General features: G+C 69.0%; 12 protein-coding genes and 1 pseudogene. 8 read left to right on the forward strand and 5 right to left on the reverse strand.

Features of this window, described 5'->3' with window-relative positions:
• Positions 1–2 precede the first annotated feature (2 nt).
• The 3 genes from HDC93_RS33255 to HDC93_RS33265 all read left to right on the forward strand — a co-directional run bounded on the left by HDC93_RS33255 (position 3) and on the right by HDC93_RS33265 (position 2222).
• Positions 3–899: an ABC transporter permease gene (locus HDC93_RS33255; protein WP_185014542.1), complete on the forward strand. Its 897-nt coding sequence runs from the start codon at positions 3–5 to the stop codon at positions 897–899.
• A complete protein-coding gene (locus HDC93_RS33260) occupies positions 896–1762 on the forward strand; it encodes an ABC transporter permease (RefSeq protein ID WP_185014543.1) in 867 nt (288 codons plus the stop codon). The genes HDC93_RS33255 and HDC93_RS33260 overlap by 4 nt, the downstream gene beginning before the upstream one ends.
• 109 nt (positions 1763–1871) lie before the next feature.
• Entirely contained in the window at positions 1872–2222 is a 351-nt protein-coding gene (locus HDC93_RS33265; RefSeq protein ID WP_185014544.1) for a cupin domain-containing protein, read from the forward strand.
• A 52-nt stretch (positions 2223–2274) separates the two neighbouring features.
• Here the strand turns inward: HDC93_RS33265 and HDC93_RS33270 are convergent.
• The 5 genes and pseudogenes from HDC93_RS33270 to HDC93_RS33290 form a co-directional block, all read right to left on the reverse strand.
• Positions 2275–2406 (reverse strand): annotated as a pseudogene (locus tag HDC93_RS33270) (L-rhamnose mutarotase); the annotation flags it as partial.
• A complete protein-coding gene (locus tag HDC93_RS33275; RefSeq protein WP_185014545.1) occupies positions 2403–3431 on the reverse strand; it encodes an aldo/keto reductase in 1029 nt (342 codons plus the stop codon). The pseudogene HDC93_RS33270 and the gene HDC93_RS33275, both read right to left, overlap by 4 nt.
• A complete protein-coding gene (locus HDC93_RS33280; RefSeq protein WP_185014546.1) occupies positions 3428–4201 on the reverse strand; it encodes an SDR family NAD(P)-dependent oxidoreductase in 774 nt (257 codons plus the stop codon). Before HDC93_RS33280 ends, HDC93_RS33275 begins: the two co-directional genes overlap by 4 nt.
• Entirely contained in the window at positions 4198–5535 is a 1338-nt protein-coding gene (locus HDC93_RS33285) for an enolase C-terminal domain-like protein (RefSeq protein ID WP_185014547.1), read from the reverse strand. The genes HDC93_RS33280 and HDC93_RS33285 overlap by 4 nt, the downstream gene beginning before the upstream one ends.
• A 14-nt stretch (positions 5536–5549) precedes the next feature.
• Positions 5550–6401 carry a fumarylacetoacetate hydrolase family protein gene (locus HDC93_RS33290; protein ID WP_185014548.1) on the reverse strand — a complete coding sequence of 284 codons (852 nt, stop codon included), beginning with the start codon at positions 6399–6401 and terminating at the stop codon, positions 5550–5552.
• 861 nt (positions 6402–7262) lie between these two features.
• On the opposite strand from HDC93_RS33290, the gene HDC93_RS33295 reads away from it, so the two are divergent.
• The 5 genes from HDC93_RS33295 (at position 7263) to HDC93_RS33315 (ending at position 14299) form a co-directional block, all read left to right on the forward strand.
• Positions 7263–8309, forward strand: a complete 1047-nt coding sequence (locus HDC93_RS33295) for a sugar ABC transporter substrate-binding protein (RefSeq protein ID WP_185014549.1) — start codon at positions 7263–7265, stop codon at positions 8307–8309.
• A 145-nt stretch (positions 8310–8454) separates the two neighbouring features.
• The gene (locus HDC93_RS33300) at positions 8455–10059 is read left to right on the forward strand and encodes a sugar ABC transporter ATP-binding protein (protein ID WP_185014550.1); all 1605 of its coding nucleotides are present in this window, start codon (positions 8455–8457) and stop codon (positions 10057–10059) included.
• Positions 10060–10061: 2 nt separating this feature from the next.
• Positions 10062–11105, forward strand: coding sequence for an ABC transporter permease (locus HDC93_RS33305; protein ID WP_185014551.1), 1044 nt, complete (start codon positions 10062–10064; stop codon positions 11103–11105).
• Positions 11106–11194: 89 nt separating this feature from the next.
• Positions 11195–11932, forward strand: a complete 738-nt coding sequence (locus HDC93_RS33310) for an FCD domain-containing protein (protein ID WP_185014552.1) — start codon at positions 11195–11197, stop codon at positions 11930–11932.
• Between the two features lie 414 nt (positions 11933–12346).
• A complete protein-coding gene (locus tag HDC93_RS33315; protein WP_185014553.1) occupies positions 12347–14299 on the forward strand; it encodes an RICIN domain-containing protein in 1953 nt (650 codons plus the stop codon).
• The last annotated feature ends 153 nt before the right edge of the window (positions 14300–14452 follow it).

The raw sequence follows: 14452 nt of genomic DNA on the forward strand, positions 1-14452 counted from the left end.
CCATGGCCGCCACCCTGACCGCCAACGCCCCCGCCCGGCCGCGCAAGCTGCTGGCCTCCCGCAGAACGCGGGCCGGGATCCTGTACGCCCTGCCCGTCGTCGTCTACCTGCTGGTGCTGTTCGTCTACCCGATCTTCAGCACGCTCTTCCTCAGCCTGAAGAACCCCGACGGCTCCCTCACCCTGCACTGGTACGTCGACGCGCTGACGGGCGTGAACCTCTCCGTGCTGTTCACCACGGTACGGATCTCCGCGGAGACGGCGCTGCTCAGCCTCCTCTTCGGGTTCGTCCTGGCGAACGCCATCTCCCGGCTCAAGCCCCTGTGGGCCGGCGTGGCCATGCTGATAGTGGTGGTCCCGCACTTCATCAGCGCCCTCGTCCGCACCTACGGCTGGATCATCCTGCTCGGCGACAAGGGCCTGGCGAACGAGGCCATGGCCAAGCTGTGGGTCCCTGGGGCGCCGTTCCAGCTGCTCTACAACGAGATCGGCGTGGTCATCGGCACCACCTCCGTGATGCTCCCCTACACCGTGCTGCTGCTGTACGGCGTGATGCGCGGCGTCGATCGCAGGCTGCTCGCCGCCGCGGCCAGCATGGGCGCCGGACGTGTGACGATCTTCCGCCGCATCTACCTGCCACTGGTCGCCCCGGGCCTGGCCAGTGCCGGACTGCTCAGCTTCATCCTCTCGCTGGGCTACTACATCACTCCCGCCCTGATGGGCAGCCCCGACCAGACGATGATCGCCTCCCTGATCAACCAGCAGGTGATGAAGCAGAACCAGTGGAACGGAGCGGCCGCCGAAGGCGTCGTGCTGCTGCTGATGACCTTCGCCGGACTGCTCCTGGTCAAGCTCGTGACCTCCGTCGGCGCCAGCGCCAAGAAGAGGAGCACCTCATGATGGAGCTGCGCAGCACCCTAACCGGACGCATCACGCTGACCGCGACCGCCACCGTGATCCTGCTGTTCCTGGCACTGCCGATCGTCGTCATCCTCGTCACCTCCTTCAGCAGCAACGCCTTCGCGGATTTCCCGCCGGAAGTGTGGACGCTCAACTGGTACAAGGCGCTCTTCGCCGACGGCAGCAAGTGGCCGGCCGCGCTGTCGATCAGCGCGCTCGTCGCCGCCCTCAGTACCGTGTTCTCGCTGATCATAGGCGTGAGCGCGGCGACCGCCCTGACCCGCAGCGAACTCCCGCTGCGCTCCGCGGTCTACGCCCTGGTCCTCGGACCGCTGCTCATCCCGCAGATCGTCACCGCCCTGGGCCTGTTCCTGCTCTTCGAGCCCGCCTCCATGCTGGGCAGCCCGCTCGCGATCGCCCTCGGCCACACCGTGCTGGCCTCACCGATCGCGGTGCTCATCCTGGTCGCGACCCTGCGCGGCATCGACGAACGCCTGGAGGACGCCGCGGCGAGCATGGGCGCGAACCGGCTGACGATCGCCCGCAGGATCACTTTTCCCCTCGCCGCACCCGGAATGATCGCCGCGGCGATCTTCTCCTTCATCACCAGCTTCGACGAGTTCTACATCTCCCAGTTCCTGTCCTCCGTCGACACCGTCACCCTGCCGGTGCAGATCTACAACTCCCTGACCTTCGACATCGACCCCAGCGTGACCGCGATCAGCGCCATCCTCATCGCCTTCGCGATCCTCGCCCTCGTGCTGGTGGCCGTAGTGCGCTGGCTCGGCTCCGGACGACAGGACTCCCTGCTCTCCGTCGAGACCGCGACAGGGATCGCCGCCCCCGGAGGGGAGACAGTATGACACCACCGCCAACGGATCATTCGTCCCACCCGGCAGGAAACTGTTCGTCGCCAGCCACGGCGTTGCTCCTCGACATTCACCGTAATCCCATTCACTCAGGAGTCCACTGATGCCCACATTCATCCACATCCCTGCCTCGAGAATCACCGGAGATCTCGAGCCGATCGGCCAGCGCCCGGGGGCAGACTCCGGCGACCCTCAGCTGGGTGTCCTCCGCTTCGACACCAAGGAGACGTGCCTGGCCGGTGTATGGGAGTCCCAGCCGGGCGGGTGGCCGGTCGAGAATCGCGAGGACACCGAGACCTGCTACATCCTGAGCGGCCGCGCAGTCGTCACTGACGCCGCCACGGGGGAGAGCTTCGAGATTTCCGCCGGTGACGTCATCGTGCAGCCCAAGGATTGGTCAGGCCGCTGGGACGTCAAGGAGACAATTCGCAAGGTATACAGCGTCGGCATCTGACGCCCGCCGGCGAGACCACACTCTCGGCTCCGCTCGCGCGGGGGAACCCTCACCGCCAGATGGTCCATTCCCTCGCCCCCGCGGCGCGGATGGCGGCGGTCAGTTCCTCGGGCACCTCCCGGTGCGCGGCCTCGTACTCCTCGATGCGGTCGGCGCGGACCTTGGTGTGCAGGGCGACCTTCATGAAGGCTCCTTCGACGGCATGGCCTCCCCGATCGGCGCGGCCGCGGGGACAGGGGTGTCCGGATCCAGCAGGCCCTCGGCGCGCAGCTCCTCCCACAGGGTGTCCGGAATCGGGCGCCGCAGCTGCTCCACCGTGTCGCGTACCTCCTGGGGGGAGCGCGCCCCGGTCAGGACGCTCGCGACCGCGGAATGGCCGAACGGGAAGCGCAGCGCGGCGGCACGCAGCGGCACGCCGTGGCGTTCGCAGACCGCGAGGAGCCGTAGCGCCCGGTCGAGGACCGGCTGCGGAGCGGGTGCGTAGTCGTACGTGGCACCGGGGCGGGGGGCCGTCAGCAGCCCGGAGTTGAACACCCCGCCGATGACGACGCTCCGGCCCCGAGCGGCCGCCTCCGGGAGCAGTTCGGCGAGCGAGTCCTGTTCCAGGAGGGTGTAGCGGCCGGCCAGCAGCACCACGTCGATGTCGGTCTCCCGCAGGAACTTGGCGGGCAGGGCGGACTGGTTCATGCCGACGCCGATCGCTCCGATCACGCCTTCGGCGCGCAGCCGCTCCAGCGCCGGGTACGCCTCGCGCAGCGCCTGGTCGGCGTGGTCGTCGGGGTCGTGCAGCAGGGCCACGTCGACGCGGTCGAGGCCGAGACGTTCCAGGCTGGCTTCCAGGGAGCGCAGCACGCCGTCGGCGCTGAAGTCCCAGACCCTGCGGTGGTCGGCGGGGACGGCGAAGCCGTGGGCGAGGTCGTCGCCGGCGCCGCCCTCCGGGTCCGGGACGAGAAGCCGGCCCACCTTGGTGGAGAGGGTGTAGGTGTCACGGGGGCGGTCGCGCAGGGTGGCGCCGAGCCGCCGTTCCGACAGGCCGAGACCGTAGTGGGGCGCGGTGTCGAAGGTGCGGACACCGGCGTCCCAGGCCGCCGCCACGATGGCGTGGGCGGCCTCGTCGGTGACCGGGTGGAAGAGGTTGCCGAGGGCGGCACAACCCAGCGCCAGTTCCGAGACCGGTACCGCGCTGCCGCCGAGCGTGGTGGTCCTCACGACCGGTCCACCGGGCGCAGCCGCAGTCCCTGCATGCCGCCGTCCACCGCGAGCGCGGTGCCGGTGACGGACGCCGCGGCCGGGCTGGCCAGGTAGACGATGGCGGTGGCGACCTCGTCGGCGGTGACCAGGCGTCCCAGGGGCTGGCGGGCGTTGAGGGCCGCGCGTTCCGTCTCGGGATCGTCGGCCGCGTCCAGCAGCCGGGAGACCCATGGTGTGTCGGCGGTGCCGGGGTTGACGCAGTTGACGCGGATGCCCTCGCGGACGTGGTCGGCGGCCATGGCGAGGGTCAGCGAGAGGACGGCGCCCTTGCTGGCGGAGTACAGGGCGCGCTGCGGCAGCCCGGCGGTGGCGGCGATGGAGCACGTGTTGACCACGGCCGCAGTGCCCGGACGGGCAGTGGCAGCGCGGCGCAGGTGCGGCAGGGCGGCGCGCGTGGTGCGCACCATGCCGAGGACGTTGACGTCCAGGACCCGGTGCCACTGTTCGTCCGGGTTGTCCTCGACGGTGCCCACCGCGCCGATGCCGGCGTTGTTCACGAGGATGTCCAGGCCGCCGAGCCGCTCGGCGGCCAGTTCCACGGCGGCGCGTACGGACATGTCGTCGCTGACGTCGGCCTGGAGGCCGAGCAGCGGTTCGCTGACGCCGCCCGGATCGAGGTCGAGCACGGCGACCGCCGCGCCCTGTGCCGCCAGTGCTCGGGCCACGGCGAGTCCGATGCCGGACGCGCCCCCGGTGACAACGGCCCTGAGCCCTGTCAGGCCGGTCATGCCGCCTCCTCCCGTCCGGCGAGGTCGGCCGCCCAGAAGGTGCCGTCCGGGTAACGGTATTCGGCGATTGACCCGGGGTGCATGGTGGCGGAGAAGCCCGGGGTCAGCGGCGCGGTGTAGTAACCGTCGCGCATCACCACGGGCGCGGTGAAGTGCTCGTGGAGGTGGTCGACGAACTCGATGACGCGGTTCTCGGTCGTACCGGACAGCGCCAGGTAGTCGAACATCGACAGATGTTGCACCAGTTCGCACAGGCCCACTCCGCCGGCGTGCGGGCACACCGGCACCTTGAACTTCGCGGCGAGCAGGAGGATCGCGAGGTTCTCGTTGACGCCGCCGACCCGGGCCGCGTCGATCTGGAGGACGTCGATGGCGCCGACCTGGAGGAGCTGCTTGAAGACGATGCGGTTCTGGACGTGTTCGCCGGTGGCGACCTTCACCGGGGCGACGCCCCGGCGGACGGCGGCGTGGCCGAGGACGTCGTCGGGGCTGGTGGGTTCCTCGATCCAGTAAGGGTCGAACTCGGCGAGCGCGTTGGTCCACTCGACCGCCTCGTCGACGTTCCAGCGCTGGTTGGCGTCGATGGCGATGCGGATCTTCTCACCGACGGCGGCGCGGGCGGCGCGCATGCGGCGGACGTCGTCGTCGAGGTCGGCGCCGACCTTGAGCTTGATCTGGGTGAAGCCGTCGGCAACGGCCTGCTTGGCGAGCCGGGTGAGTTTCTCGTCGGAGTAGCCGAGCCAGCCCGGTGAGGTGGTGTAGCCGGGGTAGCCGCGCTCCAGCAGGTCGGCCTCGCGCTCCCCGAGCCCGGTGCGGCCCTCGCACAACAGCCGGAGGGCGTCCTCGGGGGTGAGGGCGTCGGCGATGTAGCGGAAGTCGACCTGGGAGACCAGCCACTCCGGGTCGGCGTGCGCGAGCAGCCGCCACAGGGGCTGCCCGGCGCGCTTGGCGGCCAGGTCCCACACGGCGTTGACGACGGCGCCGATGGCCATGTGCATCACGCCCTTCTCGGGGCCGAGCCAGCGCAGCTGGCTGTCCCCGATCAGGCCGCGGCTGACCGATCCCGGGTCGGCGCACAGCTCCTCCACCGAGCGGCCCACGAGGTGCGGCCGCAGGGCTCCGATGGCGGCGACCTGGACGTCGTTGCCGCGGCCGATGGTGAAGGTGAAGCCGTGGCCCTCGTGTCCGTCGCCGGCGTCGGTGCGCAGCACGACATAGGCGGCGGAGTAGTCGGGATCCGGGTTCATGGCGTCCGACCCGTCCAGTTCCCGCGATGTGGGGAACCGAATGTCGTAGGTGTCGACCGCTGTGATCCGGGCGGGGGTCGTAGTCAAGGTGGTGCTGCCTTTCACGCTTGGGCGAAGGTCTGGCGCTGGCTACCGAGGCCGTCGACAGAGAGTTCGACGGTGTTGCCGGGGCGGAGGTACGGGGTGCCGGGCAGGCCCAGGGCGACGCCCGCGGGTGTACCGGTGTTGATCACGTCACCGGGCTCGAGGACCATGTGTCGGCTGAGGTACGACACGATGTGATCGACCGGGAAGATCATGTTGCCGGTGTGGCCGTCCTGCCGCTTCACGCCGTCGACGCTCAGGTGCAGGCCGAGGTTCTGTGGGTCACCGATCTCGTCGGCGGTGACCAGCCAGGGGCCGAGCGGGTTGAAGGTCTCGCAGGACTTGCCCAGGTCCCACTGGGAGGAGTACTCCAGCTGGAATTCACGCTCGGAGACGTCATGGCTGACCGCATAGCCCGCGATCACGGCCCGCGCGGCGTCGGGGCCGTCGAGGTAGCGGGCCCGCCGTCCGATGACGACCGCCAGCTCGACCTCCCAGTCCGTCTTGACCGAGTCCCGCGGGATCAGCACCTCGTCGTAGGGGCCCACGACCGTGCCCGGGTCCTTCATGAAGACCACCGGGCGGGGCGGGATCGCGGCACCGGTCTCGGCGGCGTGGTCGCGGTAGTTCAGCCCGACACAGATGATCTTGCCGGGACGGGCGACAGGGGCACCGATCCGCAGGCCGCCGGCGTCGAGCTCTGGCAGTCCGCCCCCCGTGACGGCCGCGCGGGCCCGCTCCACTCCCCCGGAGACGAGGAAGTCGCCGTCGATCTCCAAGGCCACCGAGGACAGGTCCAGCAGCCGGCCGTCGTCGGTGCGGACCGCGGGTCGCTCCTCGCCGGGGGCACCGACTCGTAGCAGTTTCACTGGGGATCTCCCTTGCCATGCGCGTGTCGTCTGAGTGGTGGTCGGCCCCGGGGCTGGGCCGCCTGCGGTGCGCCGGGCCAAGACCTGCCGCCGGCTTCACTCAGCCGCCCCTCCAGTCATCGGATGAATGACGGCACAGTGAGACTAGATGCGGGGATCGCGCGTGGCAACGGATTCCTCGGATGTATTGCCCATCACCCTTACCAGCCAAGGGCCCACAGATGGAGCTCCACCCTGGTCAGGTGTGACTATGAGGTCGACACGGGACCTTCCATCCGATGAATCGCAGGAGGAACCACAAGGTCATCTCCACTGGTGAGAGCGTCCGCAACAGACGTACCACCGGCCCACTCACAGCGCGATACAGCACGTCCGAGCGCCTGCCCGACCCCTTCGCCGCCGACCCAGGTGGCTCCGTTGTCGAATTGTGAGCTACCGCAGCGCGTCGCCGGTCACTGATGAAATCCAGGACTCTGCAGCTCGCGGGGAATCAGCACGGAGTCCCGCGGTCGGGCCGACGTGTCGGCGCCCTGCGGCGCGATGTCCCGCAAAGTCTCTGGCCGCCGGACTCTTGTCAACGTCGGCAACGCCGTCGTAACGTCCTCGACGTCCGGGATACATCGGATGAATGACTGCATCATCCAGTGCGCCCGTTCGTTCGGTCGCATCCGGGTGGTCGCTCCGCCTCCGCCGCCTCGGGCCCCGGCTGACCCTCACATCCCGCCCTCAGGGCACGATCCGCGCGTTTTCCGCGCCGGATCGGCAGGTGCCCATCCGGCGACCTCGCCCCTCCGCAGGCGGGTACGCCCTCCCACCGTCGCCCTGCGGCCCCGCGCCCCTGGCTTAGGAGAGAACACGGCCATGAAGCTCGCTCGAACCCGCTCCACCGCCGCAGCCACCGCCGTCCTCGCGGTACTGGCCCTCGCCACCGCGTGCAACCGCGAAGGCACCGACTCGGTCGCCTCGGGCGGTGACAAGCCCGCCATCGGGATCGACCTGCCGCGCTCCGACTCCGACTTCTGGAACTCCTACGCCGAGTACATGAAGAAGGGCGTCAAGTCCGAAGGCGTCAACGCGCTGCCGATCAGCAACTCGCAGAACGACGTCACCAAGCTGGTCGCCAACGTGCAGGTCTTCCAGAACACGGGCGCCAAGGCCGTGGTCATGGCCCCGCAGGACACCGGGGCCATCGCCTCCACGCTCGACTCCCTCGCGTCGAAGAAGATCCCCGTGATCAGCGTCGACACCCGGCCTGACAAGGGCGACGTCTACATGGTCGTACGCGCCGACAACCGGGCCTACGGCACCAAGGCTTGCGAATTCCTCGGCAAGCAACTGGGCGGCAAGGGCAAGGTCGCCGAGTTCCAGGGAGCACTGGACTCGATCAACGGACGGGACCGCTCCGAGGCGTTCGCCTCCTGCATGAAGAAGCAGTTCCCGAAGATCAAGGTCTTCGAGCTGCCCACCGACTGGAAGGGCGATGTCGCCTCCGCCAAGCTGCAGAGTCTGCTCGCCCAGCACCCCGACCTGAACGGCATCTACATGCAGGCCGGCGGTGTCTTCCTCCAGCCGACCCTCGCCCTCCTCGAGCAGAAGGGCCTGCTCAAGCCCGCCGGGGAGAAGGGGCACATCTCGATCGTCTCCAACGACGGCATCCCGCAGGAGTTCGACGCCATCCGCAAGGGCCAGATCGACGCCACCATTTCGCAACCCGCCGACCTCTACGCCAAGTACGCGCTCTACTACGCCAAGGCCGCGGCCGAGGGCAAGACCTTCAAGCCGGGCAAGACCGACCACGACTCCACCGTCGTCAAGCTCGACAACGGCCTGGAGGACCAGCTGCCCGCCCCGCTGGTCACCAAGGACAACGTCGACGACAAGACCCTGTGGGGCAACAACGTCGGCTGATGTCCGGCACGTCCGATCAACGGCACTTCCGCCCGCCGCGTCGGGGGACGCGCAGCCCTCGTCCCCCGGGCGCACACCCCGCCTGCGCGGACATCCTCCCGCGCCCCTCGGCTCCAGCCTCCGTACACGAAGGACGGTATCCACCATGGCGGACACCGCGACCGGCCCGGCGACCGGCCCCGGCACTCCGGCCCCTGTCGCCGACGCGACCGGCATCAGCAAACGATTCGGCGCGACGGTCGCGCTGCGCGACGCCCGTATCACCGTAGCCCCCGGCGAGGCGCACGCCCTGGTCGGACGCAACGGTGCCGGCAAGTCGACGCTCGTGTCCGTCCTCACCGGCCTCCAGCAGCCCGACTCCGGCACCCTGCGCTTCTCCGGCGCGCCGGCGCCCGCCCTCGGCGACATCGACGCCTGGCGTTCGCGTGTGGCCTGCGTCTATCAGCACTCCACCGTCATCGGTGACCTGACCGTCGCCGAGAACCTCTTCCTGAACCGCCAGAGCGCCAGGGTGGTGAGGCCCATCCGCTGGAAGCAACTGCGCCGACGTGCCGAGGAGTTGCTCGGCGAGTACGGCGTGGCCGTCGACCCGGCCGCGCGGGCCAGGGAGCTCACCGTCGAGCAGCGGCAGTTCGTCGAGATCGCACGGGCGCTGTCGTTCGGCGCCCGTTTCATCATCCTCGACGAGCCGACCGCGAAGCTCGACGCCCGCGGCATCAACCGCCTCTTCGACAAGCTCCGCGATCTTCAGCGGCAGGGCGTCGCCTTCCTCTTCATCTCCCACCATCTGCAAGAGGTGTACGACCTGTGCACCACAGTTACCGTCTACCGCGACGCGGCCCACATCCTGACCGCGCCCGTCGCCGAACTCGGCCACCAGGCACTGGTGGAGGCGATGACCGGCGAGTCGGCCTCCACCGTCACCGCCCCCGTCGGCGGGCCCATGGCGTCGCGGTCCGGCTCCGCGGAACTGCTGGCGATCAGTGGTCTGACACTGACCGGCGTCTGCGAGGACATCTCCCTCTCGGTCCGCTCCGGCGAGGTCGTCGGGCTCGCCGGAGCCACCGCCAGCGGCAATGTGCAGGTGGGTGAGGCGATCGCCGGTCTGCACCGCGCGGACGAGGGCCGGATCACGGTCGGCGGCAGGTCCGTGCGCACCGGCAGTGTGCCGTCCGCGCTCGCCGCCGGAGTCGGTCTGGTCCCCGAGGACCGCCACCTCCAGGGGCTGGTGACCAACCGCAGTGTGGCGGAGAACGCGACGCTCACCGTCACCGACCAGCTCGGTCCGTTCGGCACGGTGCTGCCCGCCTGCACCAAGGCGTTCGCCGGACGCATGATCCGGGATCTCGACATCAAGACCCCGGGAGCCGCCACCCCGGTCTCCGCCCTCTCGGGCGGCAACCAGCAGAAGGTCGTCGTCGCTCGTGCCCTGGCCACCGATCCGCACGTCCTGGTGGCCATCCGCCCCACCAACGGGGTGGACGTCAAGTCCAAGGAATTTCTCCTGGGCCGCATCCGGCAGGTCGCGGACGGCGGCAAGGCCGCGCTGATCGTCTCCGACGAGCTGGACGACCTGAAGGTCTGTGACCGGGTCGTCGTCATGTTCCACGGGCGCCTGATCGCCGAGTTCGACCGTGGCTGGAAGGACGACGCCGTCGTCGCCGCCATCGAGGGCGTCACCGGCGACACGGTCCCGGCCCCCGCGTCCCCCGCATCCGCCTCAACCGGCGCAGACGAGCACGGAAGGTAGTCATGTCCGCCACCACAGATCTCACCGAGCCCACAGTGAGCACGGCTGAGCCGGCCGCCGCGGACGCCAAGCTCCGTCGGGTCGACCTCGGGCGCTTCCGGGACCTGTCCCTGGTCCCGGCGATCCTCGTCCTGGGCCTGATCGGCTTCATCGTCTCGCCGGCCTTCCTGACCGCCGACAACCTCATCGGAGTGGCCCAGCAGTCCACCGAGCTCAGCCTGCTGGTCCTGGCCACCGCACTGATCCTGATCTGCGGCCGGATGGACCTGTCCCTGGAGTCCACCATCGGCGTGGCACCCGTCATCGCCGTCTGGCTGGTCCTGCCGACCAGCGGAACCAGGTTCACGGGCCTGGGGCTGCTGCCCGAGTGGACGGCGGTACCGCTCTGTCTGCTGGTGGGTGTGGTGATCGGGGCCGTCAACGGCTTCCTGATCCTCAAGCTGCGCCTCAACGGCTTCATCGTCACCCTCGGCATGCTCACCATGCTGCGCGGACTTCAGGTCGCCCTCTCCGAGGGCCAGTCCATCGTGGAACTGCCGTCCTCCTTCACCTACCTGGGCAAGTCGTCGTGGCTGGGAGTCCCGGCCGCGATCTGGATCTGCGTGGCGCTGTTCGCCCTCGGTGGCAGCGCGCTGGCCTGGCTGCGGCACGGGCGGGCGCTGTACGCGATCGGCGGCAACCCGGAGGCGGCCCGCACCGCGGGCATCCGCGTCGACCGCATCGTGTGGATCGTCCTCATCCTCGGCAGTGTCCTCGCCTCGTTCGCCGGCATCCTCTACAGCGGCCACTACGGGTCCATCTCCGCCACCCAGGGCAGCGGCTGGATCTTCCAGGTCTTCGCCGCGACCGTCATCGGCGGAGTCAGCCTCAACGGCGGCAAAGGCTCGATCTTCGGCGCGCTCACCGGTGTCCTGACGCTCCAACTCGTCGTGAACGTCATGACGCTGGCAGGTGTACCACCGCTGTGGAACCAGTTCCTCAACGGCGCGATCATCATCGTCGCCCTGATCATCTCCCGCTTCGCCTCCGGCGAGAAGCAGGAATAGACACGACCCGCAAGCGGCCCCGCCGGCCGGGAGCCGGGCCCGGCGGAGCTCCATGGGCCGGCGCATCCCCAACTCAGAGAGGCACCCTCGTGGCACTGACGGACGAGGCCATCGACAAGATCAAAGCGATGATCGTCGCCGGTGAACTCGAGCCCGGCTCCCGGCTGCCCAAGGAGGAAGTCCTCGCCGGACAGCTCGGCCTGTCCCGGAACTCCCTGCGTGAGGCCGTCCGGGCACTGACCGCCATGCGGATCCTGATCACCCGGCAGGGCGACGGCACGTACGTCTCCAGCCTTGAGCCCCATCTCCTGCTGGAAAGCCTCTCCTTCGCCGCCGACGTCTCCCAGGGGCACACCGCTCTGCAGTTGCTCCAGGTACGACGACTGCTCGAACCGCAGGCGACCGGACTGGCCACCGCCCTGCTGAAGCAGGAGGACCTCCAGGAACTGCGCAACACCCTCGACCGGTCCCGGACCGTCACCACCGCGGAGGAGTTCGTCGCCCACGACATCGCCTTCCACCTCAGGATCGTCGAAGCCGTCGGCAACCCCGTGCTGTCGATGCTGCTGCGGGTGCTCTCCACCCGCACACAGCGAGTCCGCATCGTCCGCGGCAGCCAGACCAGTCAGGCCGTGGACAACGCCCACCAGGACCACGAGGAGATCCTCAGCGCACTTCAGTCACGCGACGCCCTACTCGCCACCTCCGCTGCGACCGTCCACATCGCGGCCGTGGAGCAGTGGCTGGCCACCAGTCTGACCGATGACCCGATACGCCGATCGACGACCGACAGCGAGGATTGGCCATGGCACCACTCAGGAGTATGACTCTGCGACCGACTGACGCTCCGGCTGTCCTTTCGGACATTGCCGGCCTGCGGAGCGGTGCCGCCGGAAGAGCCGGTGCGACACCGCGCGAGCCACGCCGCGTCGCTGCAGTGGCGGGGCGGTCGAGTCGCGCACCACGCGCCGGGATCTCGGCCCGCGCGTCGCCTGGAACGTCCTGGCCCTGCCCTGCTCATTCACCGCTCAGTGCGGAGCCGATTGCACCTCCCACGACAGCCCGGCCACCAACCTTGGGCGGTCACCTTCCGCTTGGCACCCGCTCGGCCGGCAGGTTCCGGCGGAGCACCGTTTCGCAGCCACTTTGACCATCCGTGCGTGCCCCCGGCGCCCAGGCCCTCGACTGCCATCCGGGACGTCGTCACTGCAATCAACGCCATCGATCCACAGGAGTAAGCCATGTCCTCGTCAAGAATGTCTCGCCGGACGTTTCTCGGCGCGGCGGGGGCGGCAACCGCCGCGACCGCCCTGCCGATCGTCCCCGGCTTCTCCGGCCTTCTGTCGCAGGCGGCCGCCGCGGACGCACAGAGCAATCTGAGCAAGATGGTCGACATGCGGTTCGGCATGTTCAACCACTTCAGCCTGGGCACGTTCACGAACCAGGAGTGGGCCGAACCCAACCAGAGCCCCACCCTCTTCGCTCCCCCGAGCGTCAACTGCGCACAGTGGGCCGACGCGGCGGCTGCCGCGAAGATGAGTTACGGCATCCTGACCACCAAGCACCATGACGGCTTCGCCCTGTGGCCGAGCGCCTTTGGCACTCAGAACGTCGCGAACAGCTCCTACAAGCAGGACGTGGTACGGGCGTACTGCGACGCGTTCCGGGCGAGGGGACTGAAGGTCGGGTTCTACTACTCGATCTGGGACCGCACCTTCGGCGTCGAGGCATGGGAGAGCCGGCACAAGGTGAGCGGGCTGGAAATCACCGATGCCATCCAGCCCGGCGACATGACCTTCATCCTCGGTCAGATTCGCGAGTTGCTCACCAACTACGGCACCATCGACATGTTCATGACCGATGGCTACGCATGGCAGATGGGGCAGCAGGCCGTCTCCTACCAGCGGATCCGTTCACTGGTGAAGGAACTGCAGCCGGACTGCGTCATGATCGACATCGGTGGGCTGGTGGAGCCCTTCCTCAGCGACGCGATCTTCTTCGAGGAGCCGCTGGGCATCACGGCGCCGGCGGGCAACACCTACGCCGGCATGCAGGGACAGACCATCAGCAACGGCTGGTTCTGGCACCCTTCCACCCCGACCGAGGGCCTCATGAGCAGGGACGCGATCCTCTCGCACCTGGCCGACCTGGAGCCGAAGTACACCTCCTTCATCCTCAACTGCCCGCCCAACCGCAACGGCCTGCTGGACACCAACATCGTCAACCGGCTCGCCGACGTGGGTGCCGCCTGGAGCCCGAACACCTCCCGGCCACCGCTGCCCACCCAGCCCCTGCGCGCCGAGCACCCCGTCACACCGGTCAACGCGTACGCCACCGCCTTCCGCACCGGCGAGGGACCGCTCCACGCCATCGACGGACTCAGCGACGTCCGTTACGAAACCTGCTGGTCGACCTGGGGCCTGTCCCCGGCCCTGCCTCACTCGATCACGATCGACCTGGGCGGGGTGTGGAGCAACGTCTCCACCCTGGAGTACCTGCCCAAGCAGTGGAACCGCACCAACTCCACCGACGGCGACATCACCTCCTACACCATTCTGACCAGCACCGACGGCGTCACCTTCACCCAGGTCGCCACCGGCACCTGGGCCGGCAACGGCAGGTACAAGCTGGTGGAGTGGCCCAACCGGAACGTGGGCTTCGTACGGATCCAGGTCAACGCGGCCACCGGCGGCTACGCCAACATCAGCGGCGTCAGGATCGGCGGCCGGTCGGTCGAGCCTGCCCTTGTCTCGAGGGTCCTGCCGGGCGACGGCACCGTGTACCGGCTGGTCAACCGCAACAGCGGCAAGGTCGCCGACGTGAGCGGGAACGGAACCGCCAACGGCACCAACATCCTCCAGTGGCCCTGGCTGAACCGGAACAACCAGAAGTGGACCTTCGCGTCCACCGGCGACGGCTACTACGAGATCAAGGGTGTCAGCAGCGGCAAGCTCATGGAAGTGGCCGGGCTCTCCCGCGACGACGGCGGCAATGCGGCCATCTATGCGGACTCCAATGCCCCCCAGCAGCACTGGGCCGTCACGCCCACCGGTGACGGCTACTACTTCCTCATCAATCGCTACAGCGGGCTTGCCCTCGGCGTCGACGAGGGCAGCACCGCCGACGGAGCCAACGTCGAGCAGCAGCCGTACGCGTCACTGACGCGGCAGCAATGGCAGATCATTCCGTCCTGACCTGCCCTCCGCCCCTCCTCCTCCGCTGCCGGCTGCCGAGGAGGAGGGCCAGGGTCGTCTGCGGCTGGACAGCCCAGGAAACGTGGGCAGTGGCCTGGCGGCTGACGTGGCGGCCGACCACCACACATCCACCGGAGCGCTGATCGTCCAGTC

Source organism: Streptomyces sp. AK010, from assembly GCF_014207295.1.
Classification (GTDB): Bacteria; Actinomycetota; Actinomycetes; order Streptomycetales; family Streptomycetaceae; genus Streptomyces; species Streptomyces massasporeus.